Annotated in this window: 21 protein-coding genes and 3 tRNA genes; 12 read left to right on the top strand and 12 right to left on the bottom strand. The window is 63.8% G+C overall.

The genetic code is table 11. The features are described from left to right. Positions 1–49: 49 nt before the first annotated feature. Positions 50–1,444 carry a tRNA (N6-isopentenyl adenosine(37)-C2)-methylthiotransferase MiaB gene (gene miaB, locus SynTAK9802_RS08255; protein WP_186495718.1) on the bottom strand — a complete coding sequence of 465 codons (1,395 nt, stop codon included), beginning with the start codon at positions 1,442–1,444 and terminating at the stop codon, positions 50–52. Between the two features lie 74 nt (positions 1,445–1,518). Between miaB and SynTAK9802_RS08250 the strand changes: the two genes are divergently transcribed. Beyond that, positions 1,519–2,607 (top strand): dipeptide epimerase, encoded by a 1,089-nt coding sequence (locus SynTAK9802_RS08250; protein ID WP_186495717.1) that lies wholly within the window; start codon positions 1,519–1,521, stop codon positions 2,605–2,607. Continuing rightward, positions 2,607–3,689, top strand: coding sequence for a DUF1611 domain-containing protein (locus SynTAK9802_RS08245; RefSeq protein WP_186495716.1), 1,083 nt, complete (start codon positions 2,607–2,609; stop codon positions 3,687–3,689). The genes SynTAK9802_RS08250 and SynTAK9802_RS08245 overlap by 1 nt, the downstream gene beginning before the upstream one ends. 3 nt (positions 3,690–3,692) lie before the next feature. Here the strand turns inward: SynTAK9802_RS08245 and SynTAK9802_RS08240 are convergent. Next, positions 3,693–3,765 (bottom strand) — tRNA-His (locus SynTAK9802_RS08240). 84 nt (positions 3,766–3,849) lie between these two features. On the opposite strand from SynTAK9802_RS08240, the gene SynTAK9802_RS08235 reads away from it, so the two are divergent. The 3 genes from SynTAK9802_RS08235 to SynTAK9802_RS08225 are packed head-to-tail and all read left to right on the top strand — an operon-like array spanning position 3,850 to position 6,884. Further along, positions 3,850–4,239: a DUF4359 domain-containing protein gene (locus tag SynTAK9802_RS08235; protein ID WP_186498127.1), complete on the top strand. Its 390-nt coding sequence runs from the start codon at positions 3,850–3,852 to the stop codon at positions 4,237–4,239. Then, positions 4,239–5,516 (top strand): amidohydrolase family protein, encoded by a 1,278-nt coding sequence (locus SynTAK9802_RS08230; RefSeq protein ID WP_186495715.1) that lies wholly within the window; start codon positions 4,239–4,241, stop codon positions 5,514–5,516. The genes SynTAK9802_RS08235 and SynTAK9802_RS08230 overlap by 1 nt, the downstream gene beginning before the upstream one ends. A gap of 18 nt (positions 5,517–5,534) precedes the next feature. Further along, the gene (locus SynTAK9802_RS08225) at positions 5,535–6,884 is read left to right on the top strand and encodes an FAD-binding oxidoreductase (protein ID WP_186495714.1); all 1,350 of its coding nucleotides are present in this window, start codon (positions 5,535–5,537) and stop codon (positions 6,882–6,884) included. Positions 6,885–6,887: 3 nt separating this feature from the next. On the opposite strand, the gene SynTAK9802_RS08220 is transcribed toward SynTAK9802_RS08225, so the two are convergent. The 5 genes from SynTAK9802_RS08220 to murA all read right to left on the bottom strand — a co-directional run bounded on the left by SynTAK9802_RS08220 (position 6,888) and on the right by murA (position 11,257). Continuing rightward, positions 6,888–7,361 (bottom strand): pentapeptide repeat-containing protein, encoded by a 474-nt coding sequence (locus SynTAK9802_RS08220; protein ID WP_244278601.1) that lies wholly within the window; start codon positions 7,359–7,361, stop codon positions 6,888–6,890. Positions 7,362–7,429: 68 nt separating this feature from the next. Further along, the gene (locus tag SynTAK9802_RS08215) at positions 7,430–8,644 is read right to left on the bottom strand and encodes a folylpolyglutamate synthase/dihydrofolate synthase family protein (RefSeq protein WP_186495712.1); all 1,215 of its coding nucleotides are present in this window, start codon (positions 8,642–8,644) and stop codon (positions 7,430–7,432) included. Then, entirely contained in the window at positions 8,645–9,826 is a 1,182-nt protein-coding gene (locus tag SynTAK9802_RS08210; RefSeq protein WP_186495711.1) for an aspartate aminotransferase family protein, read from the bottom strand. It lies immediately after the preceding gene. Positions 9,827–9,839: 13 nt separating this feature from the next. Next, positions 9,840–9,922 (bottom strand) — tRNA-Leu (locus SynTAK9802_RS08205). A 33-nt stretch (positions 9,923–9,955) separates the two neighbouring features. Then, positions 9,956–11,257, bottom strand: a complete 1,302-nt coding sequence (murA, locus tag SynTAK9802_RS08200) for a UDP-N-acetylglucosamine 1-carboxyvinyltransferase (RefSeq protein WP_186495710.1) — start codon at positions 11,255–11,257, stop codon at positions 9,956–9,958. Between the two features lie 149 nt (positions 11,258–11,406). Between murA and SynTAK9802_RS08195 the strand changes: the two genes are divergently transcribed. The 6 genes from SynTAK9802_RS08195 (at position 11,407) to SynTAK9802_RS08170 (ending at position 15,719) form a co-directional block, all read left to right on the top strand. After that, a tRNA-Leu gene (locus SynTAK9802_RS08195) sits at positions 11,407–11,490 on the top strand. A gap of 32 nt (positions 11,491–11,522) precedes the next feature. After that, positions 11,523–11,771 (top strand): hypothetical protein, encoded by a 249-nt coding sequence (locus tag SynTAK9802_RS08190; RefSeq protein WP_114988434.1) that lies wholly within the window; start codon positions 11,523–11,525, stop codon positions 11,769–11,771. Positions 11,772–11,797: 26 nt separating this feature from the next. Continuing rightward, entirely contained in the window at positions 11,798–12,631 is an 834-nt protein-coding gene (locus SynTAK9802_RS08185; RefSeq protein WP_186498125.1) for an RNA methyltransferase, read from the top strand. Next, positions 12,628–14,070, top strand: a complete 1,443-nt coding sequence (lpdA, locus tag SynTAK9802_RS08180) for a dihydrolipoyl dehydrogenase (protein ID WP_186495709.1) — start codon at positions 12,628–12,630, stop codon at positions 14,068–14,070. The genes SynTAK9802_RS08185 and lpdA overlap by 4 nt, the downstream gene beginning before the upstream one ends. A 39-nt stretch (positions 14,071–14,109) precedes the next feature. Next, a complete protein-coding gene (gene trpC, locus SynTAK9802_RS08175) occupies positions 14,110–14,997 on the top strand; it encodes an indole-3-glycerol phosphate synthase TrpC (RefSeq protein WP_186495708.1) in 888 nt (295 codons plus the stop codon). A 53-nt stretch (positions 14,998–15,050) separates the two neighbouring features. Then, the gene (locus tag SynTAK9802_RS08170; RefSeq protein WP_186495707.1) at positions 15,051–15,719 is read left to right on the top strand and encodes a hydantoin utilization protein A; all 669 of its coding nucleotides are present in this window, start codon (positions 15,051–15,053) and stop codon (positions 15,717–15,719) included. Here the strand turns inward: SynTAK9802_RS08170 and sodX are convergent. Genes sodX through SynTAK9802_RS08150 form a run of 4 tightly spaced genes read right to left on the bottom strand, consistent with a single transcriptional unit; the run spans position 15,702 to position 17,581 of the window. Continuing rightward, the gene (sodX, locus tag SynTAK9802_RS08165) at positions 15,702–16,034 is read right to left on the bottom strand and encodes a nickel-type superoxide dismutase maturation protease (RefSeq protein ID WP_186495706.1); all 333 of its coding nucleotides are present in this window, start codon (positions 16,032–16,034) and stop codon (positions 15,702–15,704) included. The genes SynTAK9802_RS08170 and sodX overlap by 18 nt on opposite strands. A 50-nt stretch (positions 16,035–16,084) precedes the next feature. Continuing rightward, positions 16,085–16,558, bottom strand: coding sequence for a superoxide dismutase, Ni (gene sodN, locus SynTAK9802_RS08160; protein WP_114988428.1), 474 nt, complete (start codon positions 16,556–16,558; stop codon positions 16,085–16,087). Positions 16,559–16,600: 42 nt separating this feature from the next. Beyond that, positions 16,601–17,200, bottom strand: a complete 600-nt coding sequence (locus tag SynTAK9802_RS08155; protein WP_115008753.1) for an FKBP-type peptidyl-prolyl cis-trans isomerase — start codon at positions 17,198–17,200, stop codon at positions 16,601–16,603. Between the two features lie 51 nt (positions 17,201–17,251). Then, the gene (locus SynTAK9802_RS08150) at positions 17,252–17,581 is read right to left on the bottom strand and encodes a phasin family protein (protein WP_006850663.1); all 330 of its coding nucleotides are present in this window, start codon (positions 17,579–17,581) and stop codon (positions 17,252–17,254) included. Positions 17,582–17,634: 53 nt separating this feature from the next. Here SynTAK9802_RS08150 and SynTAK9802_RS08145 point away from each other — a divergent pair, with 53 nt between their 5' ends. After that, a complete protein-coding gene (locus SynTAK9802_RS08145; protein ID WP_186495705.1) occupies positions 17,635–19,050 on the top strand; it encodes an apolipoprotein N-acyltransferase in 1,416 nt (471 codons plus the stop codon). On the opposite strand, the gene mnmA is transcribed toward SynTAK9802_RS08145, so the two are convergent. Further along, positions 19,002–20,153 carry a tRNA 2-thiouridine(34) synthase MnmA gene (mnmA, locus tag SynTAK9802_RS08140; RefSeq protein WP_186495704.1) on the bottom strand — a complete coding sequence of 384 codons (1,152 nt, stop codon included), beginning with the start codon at positions 20,151–20,153 and terminating at the stop codon, positions 19,002–19,004. The two genes, SynTAK9802_RS08145 and mnmA, sit on opposite strands and share 49 nt — an antisense overlap. Positions 20,154–20,203: the final 50 nt, after the last annotated feature.

Here is a 20,203-nt window from a genome sequence, read left to right as displayed (position 1 = left end):
ATGCGGCGACCCCTGAGCGGTGGGAGCGCCAAAGGTATCAGCGTTGTGCTCAGTGGGGCAGGGGGCTGCCGCTGAGTGAAAAGGAGCGCACCGCATCGATGCGCACCGGCATGAGATCGCCCGCTTTGTAGGCACGACCATCCGCTCCGGTGGAGCTGAAGAAGGTCAGGCGATTGGTGCGGGTTCGCCCCATCAGCTGCGATGGATCCTTGGGGTTGATGCCCTCCGCCAGCACTTCTTCCGTGCGCCCCTCGTAGCGAGCATTGGCCTTGCGGGCGCAGCGTTCCACGAGGGCATTGATTTCGCGCAGGCGTTCCACCTTCACCTCCTCCGGCAGCTGGTTGTCCCAATGGGCTGCAGGGGTATTGGGCCGGGGTGAATAGGCCGCTGTGTTCACCTGATCGAAACCGATCTCTTCGATCAGATCGAGGGTGCGGCGGTACTGCGCATCGGTTTCGCCAGGGAAGGCAACGATCACATCGGCACTGAGGGAGGCATCGGGCATGCGCTCACGGATGCGGTCGATGATCCGCCGGTAGCGCTCAACGGTGTAGCCCCGGGCCATGGCCTGCAACACGTCGTTGTCCCCGCTCTGAAACGGAATGTGGAAGTGTTCGCAGAGCTTGGGCAGGTCGGCACAGGCATCGATCAGCCGCTCGGTGAAGTAGCGCGGATGGCTGGTGGCAAAACGGATCCGTTCAATGCCCTCCACGTCGTGGACGTGATGGAGCAGATCCGTGAGGGTGTGTTGGCGGCGACCCTCCGGCGTGATGCCCGGCAGATCGCGGCCGTAGGCATCAATGTTCTGGCCGAGCAGGGTGATTTCCTTGTAGCCCTGGGCGGCAAGACCCTCCATTTCCAGCTTGATCGCCTGGGGCAGCCGTGATTGTTCCTTGCCGCGCACGGAGGGAACCACGCAGTAAGTGCAACGTTCGTTGCAGCCGTAGATCACGTTCACCCAGCCACAGATGCTGCTGTCCCGGCGGGCCGTGGTGATGTCTTCAAGGATGCGGTGGTCTTCGGTGGCGACCACCTGCTGACCGCTGTCCACCTGCAGCAGAAGGGTTTCAAGCCGATTGGCGTGTTGCGGTCCCATCACCAGATCAAGTTCCGGCACCCGCCGGAGCAGGGATTCGCCCTCCTGCTGAGCAACGCAGCCCGCCACCACCAGGGTGAGGTTGGGGTTGCTGCGTTTCCTCTGGGCCTGTCTGCCGAGGTAGCTGTAAACCTTCTGCTCGGCGTTGTCCCGGATGGTGCAGGTGTTGTAGAGCACCAGATCGGCATCCAGTTCGGCTGACGCCTCCCGATAGCCCATGGCCTCCAGGATTCCCGCCATCCGTTCGGAGTCCGCCTTGTTCATCTGGCAGCCGAACGTGGTGATCCAGTAGCTGCCGCGCTGGGGGTTGGCGGTGGCGTCAGTGGCGAGGGGGGCGGAGGCGACCAAATCTCTGGCTCAAGCCTTCTCAGTGTGAGTCACAGCGGTGTTGTGTCAGTTTGGAGATTGACAGCCGGATATCGATGGGCTGGGCCCTCACACGGTTTTCGCTCACCAAGGCCGTGCCCCTCACGATCAGCAGGGGCACCACAGCTGCCGTGATGCGGTTGGAGCTCAGGTTGGAACGTGATGGGCTGGTGGGCCGCGGCGAGACCGGGGGATTTGAGACCGGCCACCGAGCCTTTGCCCTTGAGGCTGTGGAACAGGAACTGCTGGGGCTTTTGCCGCAACTGGAAGCTCTGGATCCCCACCGTCCGCAACGGTTTGAGCCCCTGCTTGCATCCCTGAGTCCCCCGGCCCGTTGTGCCATCGACCTGGCCTTGTGGGACTGGCATGGGCAACGGCTCGGCCATCCGCTGTGGCGGCTCTGGGGATTGGACCCAGCCGAGGGTGTGGCCACCAGCGTCACCCTGGGACTGGCTTCAGTGGATGCCGTGTTGGATCGTCTCGAACGCTGGTGGACGCAGCTGCCGGCGACGCGGGTGAAGCTCAAGCTGGGCAGCCCCGATGGCTTGGACCACGACCTCAGCCTGTTGGGGGCGGTGGCTCAGGCCATCACGGATCGATCCCAGCGGCAGGGTGTGGCCATCGAACTGCAGGTGGATGCCAATGGCGGATGGACCGTGAATCAGGCCAGGCAAATGCTGGAGCCCCTGGCCGCACACCAGGTGGTGCTGCTGGAGCAGCCTCTGGCTCCAGACCTGGATCCCACGCAGGACACAGCGGGATTCGCGGCGCTGCACCCGCACTGTCCAATGGCCTTGGTGGCTGATGAAAGTTGCTGGAATCTGGAGGATCTGCTGCGCCTGGCCCCAGTGGTGGATGGCGTGAATCTCAAGCTGCTCAAGACCGGGGGGCTCAGTCAGGCCTTGTTAATGGCCCAAGTGGCGCAGAAGAAGGGGCTGGACCTGATGGTGGGTTGCTACTCCGACAGTTCGTTGTTGAACGGTGCAGCGGCCCAGATCTTGCCTCTGATTCGTTGGCCGGATCTTGACAGCCATCTCAACTTGGTGGATGACCCCTTTGTTGGCCTTGCGTTGCAGGACGATCGTCTGCGGCCTTCGGCGATGGCTGGATTGGGGATCCGCCAGGCAGGAGGCACTGCAGCGTGATGAGCGGGACTCAAGCGCCGTCGGGATTTCGGGAGATGCGGTTGGTGCTGCTCCAGCACGGTGGTTTGGCCAGCCTCACCGGCAAGACCGGTCTGGCCATGCTCCGACACCGTGCTGGACCGATCGTCGCGGTGATCGATCCCGACCATGCGGGCCAGTCTCTGCAACGCGTCACCGGCATCGAGCGTGATGTGCCGGTGGTGGCGGACTTGTCTGCTGCTCTGCCCTACGAGCCTGAGGTTGCTGTGGTGGGCCTGGCTCCTTCGGGGGGGCGGCTGCCTGATCCTGTTCGCCACGACGCCTTGGCGGCGTTGCGCGCAGGCCTTCATCTCGCCAGCGGGCTCCACACCCGCCTGGCCGATGATCCCGAACTGGCAGACGCCTGCTGGCGCGACCGTTGGATCTGGGATCTGCGCCGGGAGCCGGAAGGCCTCAACGTTGGCCAGGCACGCGCCGCAGAGCTTCCCTGCCGGCGCCTTCTGGCGATTGGCACCGATATGGCTGTCGGCAAGATGAGCGCATGCCTGTCTCTCCTGGAGGCAGCCCAGCGCTCCGGGATCCCCGCGTGCTTTGTGGGCACAGGGCAGGCCGGAATTCTGATCAGCGGAGAAGGGGTCGCCCTGGATGCTGTGCGCGTCGATTACGCCGCCGGTGCGGTGGAGGCGGCGGTGCTTCGCGCGGCGGCGGCTCTGCCGGAGCAGGGTCTTGTGCTGGTGGAGGGTCAGGGATCGCTCTGCCATCCGGCCTCCACGGCTACGTTGCCCCTGTTGCGGGGCACGCAGCCGACTGCCCTGTTGCTCGTGCATCGGGCAGCACAGCAGACCATCGATCGACTGCCTCAGATCCCGCTTCCAAGCCTTGAGGCCTTGGTGGCCACCACAGAATCCTTGGCGAGCTGGGCGCGGCCTGATGGGGCTGCTGAGCCAGCCAAGGTGGCCGCTGTCGCCCTCAACACCGCCCGCCTTGATGAGGCTCAGGCTCGAGACGAGGTGGAGCGCATCCTCCAGACGCTGGGTCTGCCCTGCACGGATCCGATCCGCTGGGGAGCAGAACCGCTTCTCAGGGCTTTGTTGAGTTGTTGAGAGGGCGAGCGAGGGGATTCGAACCCCCGAATAGCGGCGCCACAAGCCGCTGCCTTAACCACTTGGCGACGCCCGCCGCGTCCGTGAGAATCTACCAACACGAGCTGCAGCCTGCCTGGTGTCTCCTTCATCGCGTCCGCAAGGTCGGTCTGCTCTGGCGATGTTGGCGGGGGGGATTGCAGCGGTCGGGGTGCTCTCGCTGGTGGTGTCCAACCCGTCATTGGAGGACTATCAAACTCACGCCGGTGATCAGCTGGTCCGGTTGGGCACTAAGGAACTGTGCGACGAGCCGACCCTGCCGATGGTGCTCCGTCTCTGGATTCGCAATTGCCCTGAGCTGATTGCCTCCCAGCGGGATGCACTGGGGGCATTAGCAGGTCAGTTCACCACCCGTCGAAACTTATTGGTGGCCAGTCTGTATTCCACCCGGATGGAAAGGAAGGAGATGCTGCCCGGTCTGCGCCTGCCTGGTTTTGAAGTGCTCAGCCTTGGTGTGGCCGGTCGTTTCGTGGTCCTCAGCACCGATGCCAGCAACGGTGCTGAGCGGTGATGGACGTCCCGTCGCTTGAGTCCAAGCCGGGGAGTGGCGTCCTTGAGGCCTGGGCGCCCCTGGGACTGCTGGATTTCGCCCCTTCAACGCCCTTGCCGGAGGTTGAGAAGCAAGGGCTGACGCCCGTGCGCCTGGCCTGGGAGCAGGGGCGTCTGCGGGAGCCCCAGCCCCTGTCTGCCGAACGCGTGCCACCGTCTCGAATGGTGTTGCCGCGCTTGGTCGACTGCCATGTCCATCTGGACAAGGCCTACACCTGGCGGGAGCATCCCAACCTCAGCGGCAGCTACGGGGGTGCCCTGGAGGCCAACCTGCGGGAGCACAGCTCCCGAACCGTGGCCTGCGTGCTTCAACGCGGAGAACGCGCCATGGAGAGAGCATTCGCCCATGGGCTGCGGGCCATGCGCAGCCATGTGGACAGTGGTGGCCCTGGCGCTGAGCCCAGCTGGGATGGCTTGCTCACCCTGCAGCAGCGCTGGCGCCGCCGCATCGACTTGCAGCTGGTGGCGCTGGTGCCCTTGGAATTCTGGTGTTCAGCTGAAGCGGATGCTCTGGCGCGTCGTGTGGCCGCCAGTGGCGGCTGCCTTGGTGGTGTTCTGACACCTCCTTGTGGATCGGCCGTGGTCACGGAGCAGTTGGAGGTGTTGTTGCGCCTGGCTGATCGCCACAACTGCGGCGTCGATCTCCACATCGATGAGGCGGATCACGGTGCGGCGCAGGGCATGCTTCAGCTGTTGAAGGCCCTGCAGCGCGTGCCGGTGCAGGTTCCCGTCACCTGCAGCCATGCCAGCAGTCTTTCCCTTCTGTCGGCGTCATCTCTGGCGCGGTTGGCAGAGCGCATGGCAGCAGCGCAGCTCAGTGTGATTGCCCTGCCCCTGACCAATGCCTGGTTGCTCGCACGGGCGGACGATGCCACCCCCCTTCAGCGTCCGCAGGCCCCGATCCGTCAGTTGCAACGTTCCGGTGTTCCGGTGGCGGTGGCGGGTGACAACGTGGCCGACCCCTGGTTCCCGGGAGGCGACTTCGACCCCTTGGCCCTGCTGGCTGCATCGATTCCGTTGACTCAGTTGTTGCCCTGGCAGCGTCTGGGCCTGGCCCCTTTCACCACAGCACCGCCGGCCATTCTTCAACTGGAATGGGATGGGGTGCTGCGGGCCGGCGCTCCTGCCGATCTGATCAGCATGGAGGGCCAGGGATGGTCGGACCTGATCCGTTCTGCTCCGCAGCGTCAGGTTCTCGTGGACGGCCACTGGCAGTCGTCGCCAGGCGCTAGACCCTGACCAGTGTTCCGCCACGCCATGGGTCGCGCCGAAGCCTTGATTGCCCTGCGGCAAGCCCTCAGCGTTGATCCGGAACTGGAATTGTTGGAGGAACCGGGGGAGCTGCAGCGCCATTCCCGGGACGCCTTTGAGTACTCCCCCGTGCTGACGCCGCGGCTGGAGGCCTGCCGTGCTGAGTTGGTGGTGCGTCCCCGCACGGTGGATGCCGTTGAACGGCTGGCTTCGGCCTGCGCCGAGCACCAGGTTCCCTTAACCCTGCGCGGCTCTGGGACAGGGAACTACGGCCAGTGTGTGCCTCTGCAGGGCGGCGTGGTGATGCTCACCACGGCCCTGCGGCAGATCCGCTCGATTGATCCGATCACCGGGGTGGTGACCGTGGAACCGGGCTGTGTGATGCGCGATCTGGATCAGGAGTTGCGCCGCCATGGACGCCAGCTGCGCTTGATGCCCAGCACCTGGCGCAGCGCCACCATTGGCGGCTTTGTGGCAGGGGGCTCTGGGGGCATCGGTTCCCTGCGCTGGGGCTTCCTGCGGGATCCAGGTCATCTGCTCGGGTTAGAGATCGTGCCGCTACGCCCCGATGCCCGGCGCCATCAACTCGGCGAGATGGATGCGGAGGCTTTGAATCACGCCTACGGCACCAACGGCATCATCACGGCCCTCAGCCTGGCCACAGCTCCAGCGGTCAACTGGCACCAGGTGAGCGTGGACTGCGAGCACTGGGAGCAGGCGATTGAGCTGATGCAACGGATCGCTGCCTCGGCCTTGGATCTCCATTTGGCGAGCCTGCTTGAACAGCCGCTGTTGCCCCGGATGCCCAGCTGGGGTGGTCCTGCCGTCTCGGCGCACCGGCTGCTGTTGCTCGTTGCCCCCGATGGGCTCAACAGCCTGCAACGGATGGCGCAGTCAGCCGGCGCCAACCTGCGGGATCTCGGCCCTGAGAATCTCTCCGGGGGCAATGGGTTCCGCGAGCTGAGCTGGAACCACACCACCCTGCATGTTCGGGCTTCAGAGCCGGGATGGACCTACCTGCAGATGCTGTTGCCGCAACCGGAGGCCCCAGTGATGGCGGCCTTGAAGCAGCGCTGGGGTGATGCCCTGCTCTGGCATCTCGAGCTTGTGCGTCAGCAGGGCTGTCCTCGGCTAGCGGCTCTGCCGCTGGTGCGTTGGCAGGGGGCAGATCAGCTGAATCGGTTGATGGACGACTGCAGGGCCGCGGGTGCCGTGTTGTTCAATCCCCACGTGATCACGGTGGAAGACGGCGGTCTTGGCGTCATCGATGCCGATCAGGTGGCGGCCAAGCAGCGCTTTGATCCCGAGGGCCTGCTGAATCCCGGCAAGCTTCGAGGTTGGGAGGAGCGCTCCTGAGGATCAGCAGCCCAAGCTGTCGAAGGTGGAAACTCCGGTGCTGGGGTTGATGCCATCGGCCTCGCTGCACAGCCGGCGTTGATCATCACGATCGAGCAGGGCATCCGTGAAATCGGCCCCCTCGATCTGAGCGTTGCTGAAGCTGCTGCCCGACGCAATGATCCCCGTCAGCACGGCATTGCGTAGATCGGTGGCGACGAAGTCGGCGCGATCCATCAGGGCGTCGGAGAGGTCAGCTCCCTGGAAATCAGCTTCGGCGAAGGCCCCTTGGGTGAGGATCGCGCCATGCAGGTTGGCTCCTCGGAAGTTCGCTCCGCGGCCCACGGCTCCGGCGAAGGATGTGTTGGCCAGGTTCTGCCCCTCGAAGTCGCCGTTGCTCTGGTTGGTGAGCGTGTAGTCCACCTTTTCCTGGAACAGGGCCCGGTCCTGCAGTCCCACCCCAGCTGAGGTGTCTAGGGCCGGGGCCGGCGTTGCCATGAGCAGGAGGGGCAGGAGAAGGCCCAGCAACCGGGAGATTCGCAGCACAGTTCACGCCCAAGCTGTGCTCACTCTGCCGTTACAACGCCGCGAGCGAACAGGTCACCGATCAGATACAGCGATCCGGCAACAATCGGCATCGGTGTCGGCCATCCATTGCTGCTGAGCTGGTGCAGCACGCTTTCGAGGCCGTCGGCCTCCTGCAGCTGGTGCTCGAACTGGGGCAGTGCCTGTAGGAGGGCCGACCGGCTCCAGCTCCTGTGGCTCGGCACCGGAATGATCCAGGCCTGGTCCTGGGGCTGCAGCAGCGTCTGGAGCATGGCGACAGCGTCCTTATGGGCTTGAATCGCCAGGATCCAAACAACACCGTTGCAGGCACCACTCCACTGGCTGCGTTCTTCGGCCAGCTGCACTGCGGCTGGTGGATTGTGGGCTCCATCGAGGCGAAGCGTGTGGACGCCCCAATGCACGGTTTGCAGGCGACCGGGCCAGTGGGCTTTGGCGAAGCCCTCCTGAATCACCGCCTCAGGCAACGACCAGCCCAGGCCCGAGAGGGCTTGCAAGGCACCGAGGGCCACAGCGGCGTTGCTGCGCTGAATGGCGCCGGGCAAGCCCAGTTGCCAGCTTGAATTCAGCTGCTTCACCCAGTGGAGCGTGGCCTGCTGAGTGCGGCAGGTTGTTTCCAGGACCTCCTGCACTTCAGGGGCTTGGGCGCCACTGATCACGGTGGCCTGAGGCGGGATCGCTGCCGCTTTTTCGGTTGCGATGGCGGTGAGGCTGTGGCCCAGGTGCTCGCAGTGGTCCATCCCAATGCTCGCGACGGCCACCACAGGACGGCAGGGATGGGCCGTGGTGGCATCAAGCCGTCCCCCCAGCCCCACTTCCAGCACCAGCAGGTCGCAGGCGTGCCGGTGGAACTCCAGCAGGGCGGCGGTCACCAGCAGTTCAAACGGGGTGAGCCGATGCCGTTCGTTCAGGGGCTGGAGCGCCTGCAACCGGCTGCGCAGGGTTTTAATCGCAATGGGGCTCCCCTGGATCCGGATGCGTTCACACCAGCTCACCAGGTGAGGGGAGGTGGTGACCCCGCAGCGGAGGCCGGCGGCACAGAGGGCTGATTCCAGAAAGCTGACGATGGATCCCTTCCCGTTGGTGCCCAGCACCTGAATCGCGGGAATCGTCCGACAGGGATGGTTGAGCTCGTGCAGGGCCGCATCCATGCGATCCAACTGCAGATCCATGCCACGCAGGTCGAAGCGTGGGATCAGATCAGACAGATCGTCCACTCAGCTGAGGCTGGAGAGGGTCGCCGCAAGACGGCGCAGCAGCTCGCGCACCTCGCGCTTGTTGATGGTCAGTGGGGGCACCATGCGCAGCACCGAGGGTCCGGCCGCTACCAGCAGCAGACCGTGGTCGATGGCGGCTTTCGCCAGCGCGGGGGCCGTCCAACTGCTGCCCTCCCGGATCACGATGCCCTGCAGCAGGCCCCAGCCCCGCACGCCTTGCAGGTGCTCGGGGAAACAGTTCACAAGCTCCTGGAGCCCGTCGCGCAGTTGTTTGCCTCGGGCTGTGACGTTGGTCAGCAGATCTCGTCGTTCGATTTCGGTAGCCACCGTCAACCCCGCCCGGCAGGCAAAGGGATTGCCGCCGAAGGTGCTGGCATGGTCGCCGGGTTCAAAAACATCAGCTGACGCGTTCACCAGCAGGGCACCAATGGCATGACCACCGCCTAGGCCCTTGGCCAGGGTGAAGGCGTCAGGGGTGATGCCCAGTTGCTCATAACCCCAGAGGCGGCCACTCCGCCCCATGCCCACCTGCACCTCATCAAGGATCAGCAGGATGTTTCGCTCCGTGCAGATCTCGCGCAGGCGTGAGAAGAAAGTGCGGTCTCCAGGGTTGACGCCACCCTCTCCTTGCAGGGGTTCAACCAGAACGGCCGCGATCGAGGGACCGGACTGTTCATAGCGGTTGATCAGGGCTTCGAGGGCCTTCAGATCGTTGTAGAGGAAATAATCAAACCCGGTCACCATGGGCTCAAAACCCTTGTGGTACTTGGGTTGACCGGTGGCGGTGACCGCCGCGAGCGTGCGGCCATGGAAGCTGGCTGCTGCCGTGAGGATCACCGGCTGTTCGATGCCGCGCCGTTGATGGCCGTGTTTGCGCGCCAGCTTGATCGCGGCCTCATTGGCTTCGGCGCCGGAATTGCAGAAGAAGACGCTGTCGGCACAGCTGTTGCGCACCAGCCAGCTGGCCAGCTCTTCCTGTTCCGGAATCCGATAGAGGTTGGACACATGCTGGAGCCGTCCCAGCTGCTTGCGCAGAGCCCGCTGCATGGCCCTATCGCTGTGGCCCAGGGTGCAGGTGGCAATGCCAGCAACAGCATCCAGGTAGCGCCGCCCTTGGGTGTCCTTGACCCAGCAGCCGTTTCCCTTGGCCAGAGCCAAAGGGAAACGGCCGTAGGTGTTCATGACGGCGGAGGTATGGGAGCCGGGGGACTTGAACCCCCAAGACCAGTGGCCGGCTGATTTTGAGTCAGCTGCGTCTACCAATTCCGCCAGGCTCCCGCACAGGGATTGTATTGATTGAAGGGCCCCTATTCAGAGGATGTTGCGCTTCACCTCAGCGCCGGCAGCGCTGAGCTTGGCTTCGAGGTCGTCGTAGCCCCGATCAAGGTGCTTCAGACCAGCCACTTCGGTGATTCCTTTGGCGGAGAGGCCAGCCAGCACCATGGCAGCGGCTGCACGGAGGTCGGTGCCTGTGACGGGCGCCGCGCTCAGCTGAGCCACGCCTTCAACGATGGCTGTGCTGCCCTTGAGCCGAATCGATGCCCCCATGCGCTGCAGCTCGGCCACATGTTGCAGCCGGTTTTCGTAGATCTTCTCGCTGATCACGCTGGTGCCCTTCGCGGTGCACATCAGGGCCATGAACGGTGCCTGAAGATCGGTTGGAAACCCGGGAAACGGTTGGGTGGTGATGTCCACGGCCGTGATCTCGCCGGGGATGATCGTCACGGCTCTCCCCTTGATCTCGATGGAGCAGCCGCAATCGCGAAGCTTTTGGATCACAGCGCTGAGATGCTCGGGAATCACGGGCTCCACCAGCAGTGGTGAGCGGGTGATGGCGGCTGCCATCAGGAACGTTCCGGCTTCGATGCGATCCGGGATCACCGGATAGTTGGTGTACCCACGGAGCCGCTCCACCCCTTGAACGGTGATCACCGGGCCGCCAGCGCCGCTCACCTGGGCGCCCATGCTGTTGAGCAGGTTGGCCAGGTCCTGCACTTCAGGTTCCTGAGCAGCGTTTTCGATGGTGGAGACTCCATCGGCCAGCACCGCTGCCATCAGAATGGTTTCGGTGGCGCCAACGCTGGGGCAGTCGAGCACGATCTGAGCGCCTGTCAGGCGTTTTTTGCTGCCGGGCACTGAGGCCGTAACAATTCCGTGCTCCACGTTGACGACGGCGCCGAGGGCTTTCAGGCCGCGGATGTGTTCGACAACGGGACGAGCCCCGATGCGGCATCCCCCTGGAAGGGGGACCCGCGCGTGTCCAAGGCGTCCAAGCAGGGGGCCAATACTGAAAAAACTGGCGCGAAGGCTGTTGACCAGCTCGTAGGGAGGTGCCGAGCCATTGAGCTCGGCGGCGGTGAGGCGAATGCAGTCCGACTGCCTGTCGACCTGAACCCCCAAAGCTTCAAGGATGGCGCTCATGCCATCGATGTCTGTGAGAGAGGGAATGTTGGTCAGCTCAATGGTCTCCTCACTCAGGAGGCTGGCTGTCATTAGCACCAGGGCGGAGTTCTTCGCACCGCTGACACGAAGCGTTCCCTTCAAGGCGTGTCCGCCGCTGACGTTGAGGCGTTGCTTGAGACTCTCCTGAGACGCTTCTGCAACGGCCATCATCGATGAGCTGATCCCCTATGTCCGGATTTTGGCAATAGTCTTTGAGACCGTCTAGACGGCCGGCGTCCAAACTGGACAGTTTGTTACGGGGCCGGGGCAGCCACGGATCGGCGATGCCCTATGTTCATCCCGTCGAACACGACACGCCAGCGGATGTGGCGGAATTGGTAGACGCGCTAGTTTCAGGTACTAGTGGTGGCAACATCGTGGGAGTTCAAGTCTCCCCATCCGCACTAACTTTGTCGGGTAGCAGTTCTCGACAACCATGATCGTTCTCAAGATCTCCAACGCTTCGGAAGTTGTTGCTTCCAAGGTTGGCAAGTTCCTTGAGCTGCTCACTCCTGATTCCATCGATCACACCACCGTTGAGGATCAAGTGATCAAAAAGATGATCGAAAACCTTGCGGCGGAGGGAATCAAGGGGGAGATCGCAGCCATCAACGGCCTTGAGTTGGATGGCGAAAATCTGAGCGTTCACAAAGGCCTGAACGTGCGCAAACACGCAGCGTTCTGAGTCGTTCTCTGGATTCCCCCTCTCCCCTGATCAGCAGCCGACGCAATCCCCTGGTCAAACGGCTGCGAACCCTGGCCACCCGTGCGGGGCGAGAGGCCGAGGGGCTGTTGCTTCTTGAGGGCACCCATCTCTTGCAGGAAGTTCTCAGGGGGGGCAACGCGCCCGCGGAAATCATCGCGACCGAAGCCTGGTTGCAAGGTCATTCGGCCCTGGCTGCACGTTGTTCCCAGACGCGGTGGCGGATCGTCACCGATGAGGTGTTGCGGGCTGCGCTCACAACGGTCACACCCGATGGTGTTGCCTGCCTGAGCCCCCTGGATCGACTGCCCACTGTCCCTCCAGAGCTGGATTTTCTCCTTGTCCTGGATCGGATTCAGGATCCTGGAAATCTGGGCACATTGCTGCGCACAGCCCTGGCGGCTGACGTCAATGCGGTCTGGATGGGAGCTGGTGTTGATCCCCTCGGCACGAAGGTGTTGCGGGCCTCTGCCGGTGCTCTGCTTCAGCTGCCGCATCAACGCTTTGGCCCGAGCGAAGCGATGGCGATTTCACAGCTTCAGCAGGAACTGAAGCAGCTGGTGGCCTTGGGTGTGCAGGTGGTGGCCACACTTGTGCCCGATGCGACCAAGGCTGACCCACCTGTTCCCTACTGGGATCTCGACTGGACGCTGCCGACGGCGCTGGTGCTGGGAACCGAGGGTGCAGGTCTGCATCCGGACCTGCAGGTCTACTGCACCCATGCCGTCACGCTCCCCCACAGCGCACGGGTGGAATCCCTGAATGTGGCGTCTGCCGCTGTTCCTCTCCTTCTGGAGCGGCGAAGAGCGACAATGACCGCCACATCGCAGCAGTTCGGGTGAGCGACGCCAGCTTCGACTTCGACGTCATTGTTATTGGAGCCGGCTACGGCGGCTTCGACGCTGCCAAACATGCCGCCGAACACGGCCTGAAGACGGCGATCGTTGAATCCCGCGATATGGGTGGCACCTGTGTGAACAGGGGCTGTGTTCCTTCCAAGGCGCTGCTGGCTGCCAGTGGAAAAGTGCGGGAACTGGCGGACGACAAGCACCTCGCGAGCTTCGGAATTCATGCTGCTCCTGTGCGGTTCGAGCGGCAGAAGATCGCTGATCACGCCAATCAGCTGGTTCAGACCATTCGCACCAACCTCACCAAAACCCTTGAGCGGGCAGGGGTGACGATCCTCCGAGGCCACGGCCGTCTGGAGGGCAGCCAGAAGGTGGGGCTGCGGGAGCCCAGCGGGGTGGACAGGGTGCTGACCGCCAAGGACGTGATCATCGCCACGGGGTCTGACCCCTTCGTGCCGCCAGGCATCGAAACCGATGGCCGCACGGTGTTCACCAGCGACGAAGCCATCAACCTGGAATGGCTGCCCCGTTGGATCGCCATCATCGGCAGCGGTTACATCGGCCTTGAATTCGCTGATGTGTACACCGCCCTCGGTTGCGAGGTGACGATGATCGAGGCCATGGACAAGGTGATGCCCACCTTTGATCCCGACATCGCCAAGATCGCTGGGCGTCATCTGATTGATGGTCGCGATGTCGATGCGCGTTCCGGTCTGCTGGCCCGCAAGGTCACCCCGGGCTGTCCCGTGCAGATCGAACTGGCTGATTTCAACAGCCGTGAACTGGTGGAGACCCTGGAGGTGGATGCCGTTCTGGTGGCCACAGGGCGTGTCCCCAGCAGCAAGGGCCTCAATCTGGAGTCGCTCAATGTGGAGACGAATCGTGGCTTCGTTCCGATCGACGACGCCATGCGCGTTCTGGTGAACGGCCAACCTGTTCCCCATCTCTGGGCCGTCGGCGACGTGACCGGCAAGCTGATGCTGGCCCACACGGCTGCTGCCCAAGGCACCGTTGCGGTGGACAACATCCTTGGCCATGCGCGCGAGATTGATTACCGCAGCATTCCGGCAGCCACCTTCACCCATCCCGAGATCAGCTCTGTTGGCCTGACTGAGGCGGATGCCAAAGCTTTGGCGGAGAAGGATGGCTTCCAGCTTGGTTCCGTTCGCAGCTACTTCAAGGCCAATTCCAAAGCTCTGGCTGAGCTGGACAGCGATGGCCTGATGAAGCTGCTGTTCAACAAAACCAGTGGTGAAGTGCTTGGAGCCCACATCTACGGACTTCACGCCGCCGACCTGATCCAGGAGGTGGCCAATGCCGTTGCCCGGCGCCAGAGCGTGCGTCAGCTCGCCACCGAAGTGCACACCCACCCGACCCTCAGCGAGGTGGTGGAGGTCGCTTACAAGCAAGCTGCCGCCCAGCTGGCCGCCTGATCCCGTCCCACTTTTTTCGTTCCAGTCTTTCCCTCTTCCATGGAGATCCGCCGTCGTCCCCCCAACCCCAAGGTGCGGGTGGCCCATCTCGAATATGCGGTGCCCCACGACGAAGAGGAACCGCGTCACATCCTCGAGAAGATTGTCTGGGAAAAAGATCGTGAGATCGATGCCGCCCGCGACAAGGTTCCCCTCGACAACCTGAAGCAGCAGATTGCCAAACTTCCCCCCACCAAGGATTTCCTGGGGGCGCTTCAAGCGGCCGCCACGAAACCTGCGGTGATTGCTGAGGTGAAAAAAGCGAGCCCCAGCAAAGGGGTGATCCGTGAGGATTTCGACCCGGTGGCGATCGCCAAGGCCTATGCCGCTGGCGGTGCAAGCTGCCTCTCGGTGCTCACCGACAAAACCTTCTTTCAGGGTGGCTTTGATGTCCTGGTGCAGGTGCGTCAGGCCGTTGACCTGCCTCTGCTCTGCAAGGAGTTTGTGCTGAGCCCTTATCAGCTGTTCCAGGCCAGGGCGGCCGGGGCTGACGCGGTGCTGCTGATTGCTGCCATCCTTTCGGATCAGGATCTTCGTTATCTCAACAAGGCTGCCCCGGCTCTGGGCCTCACCGTGTTGGTGGAGGTTCACGACGCCACCGAAATGGACCGTGTGCTGAATATTGGTGGCTTCCCTCTGATCGGAATCAACAACCGTGATCTCACCAGCTTCGAGACGGATCTGGCCACGACCGAGCGGCTGCTGGTCGACTTCAACGACCGGTTGAAGCAACAGGGGGTGCTGCTGGTGAGTGAATCGGGTCTGTTCAGTCGGGCCGATCTCGACCGTGTGCAGGCCGCCGGTGCCGGGGCTGTGCTGGTGGGGGAAGCCCTGATGCGCCAGCCGGATGTTGAAGCTGGTCTGGTGCAGTTGATCCAGCCCGGTTAAGGCCGTTCCTCTTTCACTGCTGATGCAGAATTGCGACATTCAGGCGGTTCTTTGTGCTGATTAGCGTTTTGACCGGTGTTGCAGCCGGGGCCGTTCATGTGGTGGGTGGTGCTGATCACCTTGTGGCAATGGCGCCCTTCTCCCTGAGCAAGCCATGGGCCGCCTTTCGTCATGCCCTGGCTTGGGGTGCTGGGCATTCCACCGGAGTTGTGGTTCTGGCGTTGATCGCCATTGGTCTGAAAGACCTGGCCCATGTGGAGGCCATGTCGTCTTGGGCGGAATTCCTCGTGGGTGTGGCCCTGCTTGTGGTGGGTGCTCTGGCCGTGCGCACGGCGTTCGGGCTGGAACTGCACACCCATGAGCACCGCCACGATGGTGCCGCCGAGCATCGTCATCTCCATCTGCATGTGCGCGGCGCCAGCAACCACCGTCGCCACGTCCATGCCTCCTCGGGCCTGGGCTTGCTGCATGGACTGGCGGGGGCCAGTCACCTGTTGGCCGTGATCCCTGCTTTGGCCCTGCCGCCCCATGCCGCTGTGGGCTACCTCGTGGCTTACTTGCTTGGATCCATCGGCGCCATGGTGGCCGTTGTGTCGGTTGTCTCGTTTCTCACCCTCCGCAGCGGTGCCCGGCTGATGCCCTTCCTCGTGGGCGGTACGGGTGCTCTCTCAATCATCACCGGGGCCATCTGGTTGCAGAAGACTTCACCGGCTCTGTTCTGATTCCCCGAGCGGGAGCCTGCCCACCACCTCACCAATCAACAGGTTGGCTGGCACCGCTCCGAGTTGGCGGCTGTCGGTGCTTTCAGCGGGGTTGTCTCCCAACAACCAAAGCCCTGTGCTGTCCACTCGGCTGAGGCGCTTGATCAGGCGCAGCCCGCTTCGCTGGGGATGCCAGGCCACGACCACGGATCCCAGGCTGGGTGCGGTCGTCAGTCCCAGCCGTCTGACCAGAACCCGGTCTCCCGGTTCAAGGCTGGGTTGCATCGATCGTCCTTCGATGCGCAGCAGCAGACGTCGACCACAAAAAAGCAGCAACAGGTCGCGAAGACCTGCTGCTGCGAGGGAGGGATTGGTTCTGTTTGAGCTCAGGATGCGGTGACCCAGGCGTCGGAACGGCCCTTGGACTGCCAGAACATGCCGTGGATTTTTTCAACGGCTGCCATCAGTTCCTCAGCCTTGGCCTGATCGATGTTCACCTTGCAGGCGCTGCAGAGCTTGGCTGCTTTCCAGAAGGTGTCGTGCAGGTCGGGGAAGGTGGCCAGGTGATCGGGCTTGAAGTAGTCGGTCCAGAGGATCAACAGCTCTTTCTTGGTCTTCTGTGCTTCCTCTTCCTTGATGGCCACGTAGCGGCCGAAGGTGTTGTTGTAAGCGGCCAGGGCAGCGGCGTCACCAGCTGCGGGAGCTTCCATCGCCTTCAGTTTTTTGGTCATCGACAGCACGGCTTCGGCTGCCACGCGAGCGGAAGCCGGGTCGTACACGCCACAAGGACCGTCGCAGTGGGCTTCTGCCACAGGGGCAGGGAGGGCACATGCAAGGGCAGAAAGGGCCGAGCGCAGCATCGGTTCAGAGCGGAATTGGCTTGAGATGAGCCTAGATTCCGCTTACTTCTTCACGTCGAGCAGTTCCACCTCGAAGATCAAGGTTGCGTTGGGGGGAATCACACCACCGGCGCCACGGCTTCCGTAGGCGAGGTCGGAAGGGATCACCAGCTTGCGCTTGCCGCCCACTTTCATGCCGGCGACGCCTTCATCCCAACCCTTGATCACCCGGCCAGCCCCGAGGGGGAAGCTGAAAGGGGTGCCCCGGTCGTAGCTGGCATCGAACTGCAGTCCATCTTCCAGGGTGCCGCGGTAGTGCACCACCACCGTTTGGCCGGGGGTGGCCTCGTCGCCGCTGCCCACCTCCAGCTCGATGATCTTCAGACCACTGGCGGTGATGGTGGTGTCTGGTGCATCAAGGGGGCCGCCGAGGGCTGAGGCGTCGGCGGGAGCGGAATCGTTGGCCATGGCGAAAAGAGTCGGGTTGGGGTCGTCAGGGTCGAGTTCGAAGCTCAACGCCTTCTGTGGTTTCGAAGCCTCGCTGCGAACGGCAGCAGGCTGCGCCGGGGCCGCGGAAACGGTGGAGGGGGCCACGATCTGGCTGACCAGGGCCAGGAGCAGGCAGGCCACACAGACCGTTGTGCTGATAATGATGTCGCGCACGGAAAGGCTTCTATTGCGTTGATTCTGACCTCCGGTCCGCGGCGTCGGCGTTCATTCAGGCCGGTTCATCTGCCGCAGCTGTTGCTCGAGGCGATCAATGCGGCCGCGCAGCTCATCCACTTCCTTCTGGCTTGGAACGCCGAAGTCCTGGAGAAGGTTGTCGCGGTTGCGTTCCAGGTTGCGCCCCATCTGCTGTTCCAGTTCGGGGGTTTCCCCGCGCAGGGCCTTGAGCACGTCGTCCACCAATGCGGACGCTTCGTTCGGATCCAGCCGGCCACTGCTCACCCAGTTCTGGGTGACGCCGCGCAGACGCTCAGCAACGAGGGTGGTGGTGCCCAGGCCGCGGAGCAGCAGTTGCTGAAGAGGATTCGCGGCATCCATGGCGACAGGTGGGCGGGTCCGATCCAGGATGCCTTTGGCCGGGACTGCTGACCATGGGCAATCACCAACTGCAGGCCGGATCGCGGGCCCTTTTGGGCGGCGTCCTGGCTGGCGTGGCTCCATCCCTCGGCGGCCCCCTGCTGATGGTTCCCGCCCTGGCCCTGCTCTGGTCCGTGGTTGAGCGTCCCCGCTGGTCGGCGGCCTGGGGACTGTTGGCCGTTTTGTTCAGCCACCGTTGGTTGCTGGCCCTGCATCCACTCACCTGGATGGGCGTTCCCGCCTGGCTCAGCCTGCCTGTGGCGCTGGCCCTCTGGTTGGCCTGCGGGAGCCTTGCCGCTCTGCTCCTGGCCGGATGGTCTGTTCTGTCGCGGCGGCTGCCTCGCAGTTGGCCGCGTCCAGTGCGGCTGATGCTGCTGGCCGGGCTCTGGGCCCTGGCTGAACTGGTGCTGTCGGGGTCGCCGTTGTTTTGGATCGGCGTCGGCGGCACCACCCTTCCCTGGGACCGCCCCCTGGCGGGATTGGCCCGCTGGTTCGGTTCCGGAGGGCTGACGTGGCTGCAGTTGTGTTGGGGCTGCTGCCTGCTGGCGTTGTTCGAGCAACCCGCAGCCTGGAGTCGCTGGGGTCTGCTCGGATTGGCCAGTGTGCTGCTGGCCCATGCCTTGGGCAGCTGGTTGTTGTTGGCGCCGCCGCCGCCGGGCGGCTCCGTTGCTCTGGGGGTTTGGCAACCCGCTGTTCCCACGCGAGAAAAGTTCGATCTGGAGCGTCAACGGGCGCTTCCCCAAGCTCTGGTGGAGGCGATGCGTCAGCTGGAGCCCACCAGTCCGGCTGCTGTGGTGGCTCCGGAAGGAGCGCTGCCGGCGCGTTTTCAGCTGCCGGTCGAGGCTCCAGCCATTCCTCTGATCAGTGGCGGATTTCGTTGGGTGCGGGGTCAGCAACGCAGTTCTCTGTTGCTGTACGAGCCGCCCGACTGGTTTCCCGTTCCTTTGGCTGACAAGCACCGTCTGGTGCCGATCGGGGAATGGATCCCGCCCCTGCCCGCCGGGCTGACGGCAGGACTGTCTGCGGTGGGTGGGTTGACCCCCGGTCCGGCCCCGAGAACGATGGAGGTCGTTGAACCCCCTGCGGCCGTTGCGATCTGCTACGAGATCGCCGATGGTTTGGCTTTGGCGCGCGCTGCTGCCGATGGCGCCACCTGGCTTCTGGCCATCGCCAATCTCGACCCCTATCCGCTGCAGCTGCAGAAGCAGTTCCTGGCCCTGGCGCAGTTACGGGCGATCGAGACAGGACGGGATCTGCTCAGCGTCGGCAACACGGGCCCCACGGCACTGATTTCGGCCAACGGGTCGGTGCAGTGGTTGCTTGCACCTGAGGCTCCAGGCGTCGCTGAGGCCCTCGTTCAGGTGCGCCAGCGCGTCACGCCCTATTCCCGTTGGATCAGCCCCCCACCCAGAACGGTGTCGCCGTCGTAGAAAACCGCCGCCTGGCCTGGCGTGATCGAGAACTGCTCCTCCTCGAAGCTGAGGTGGCAGCGGTGGGGCCGCTGCCGCTGCTGATCGGCCTCGGTGGCTGGGAGGGGTGAAAGCTCCGCACGCACCGGCGCACTGCGGTAGCGCACTTGCACCTCAACGGTTCGTGGCGCCTCGATCGGGTCAATCGACACCCAGTTCACCGCCCCCACCACGCAGCTGTCTCGGCCGGCTTCAGCCCGGGGTGCGACGACCACTCGATTCATCGCAGCGTCAAGGCGGATGACGTGAAGCGGTTCGCGCCAGGCCACACCGAGCCCTTTGCGTTGGCCGATGGTGAAGTGTTCGATGCCGTCGTGCTCGCCCACAACAGTCCCGTCCGAAAGGACGATTTCCCCCTGCCGCGGGGGCAGATAGGCATCCAGGAACGCCCGCATCGATCCGTGGTGGTCAGCCAGGCAAAGATCCTGGCTTTCCGGTTTTTCTGCGGTGCGCAGACCGTGGCGGGCGGCTTCGAGCCTTGTGTCGGGTTTGGTCAGTTCCCCCAAGGGAAAAACGATGCGCCCCAGAACCTCCTGGGGCAGGTCGTAGAGGAAATAGCTCTGGTCCTTGCGGGTATCGAGGCCCCGCAACAGCTGATGGCGCCCTTGATCGCCGCCATGGCGGATCCGGGCGTAGTGGCCGGTGGCGATGCGGGGCAGCTTGCGTTCCTGCAGGGCCCAATCAAGCATCGGTCCGAATTTCACCGATCGATTGCACTGGGAGCAGGGCAATGGCGTGATCCCATCGCGATAACCATCCACCAGCCGTTGCACGATCTCCTGCTGGAACGTCTCCCGTGTGTCCACCACGTGATGGGGAATGCCGAGCTGCTCACAGATGCCGGCTGCATCCACAAGCCCCTCGGCGCAACAGGCCCCTTTCCCGCTCATCAGCCAGAGCGTCAGGCCTTCCACCTGCCAGCCCGCCTCCACCAGCAGTGCCGCCGTCAGGGAACTGTCGACGCCTCCAGAGAGACCAACGGCCACGCGGTGCTCCCCGGGCCATTGCCGCAGGCGCTCAAGAGCAGCCTCTCCAGCGCGGGTTGTGGTGGATCCAACGGCCATGGGCGGCGCAGGGAGTTCTCTCCATAGTGAGGTCCCGGCAACCGCAACTG

The organism is Synechococcus sp. TAK9802 (assembly GCF_014279535.1).
In the GTDB taxonomy this organism is placed as follows: domain Bacteria; phylum Cyanobacteriota; class Cyanobacteriia; order PCC-6307; family Cyanobiaceae; genus Parasynechococcus.
This window is presented reverse-complemented; position numbering and strand designations above follow the sequence as displayed.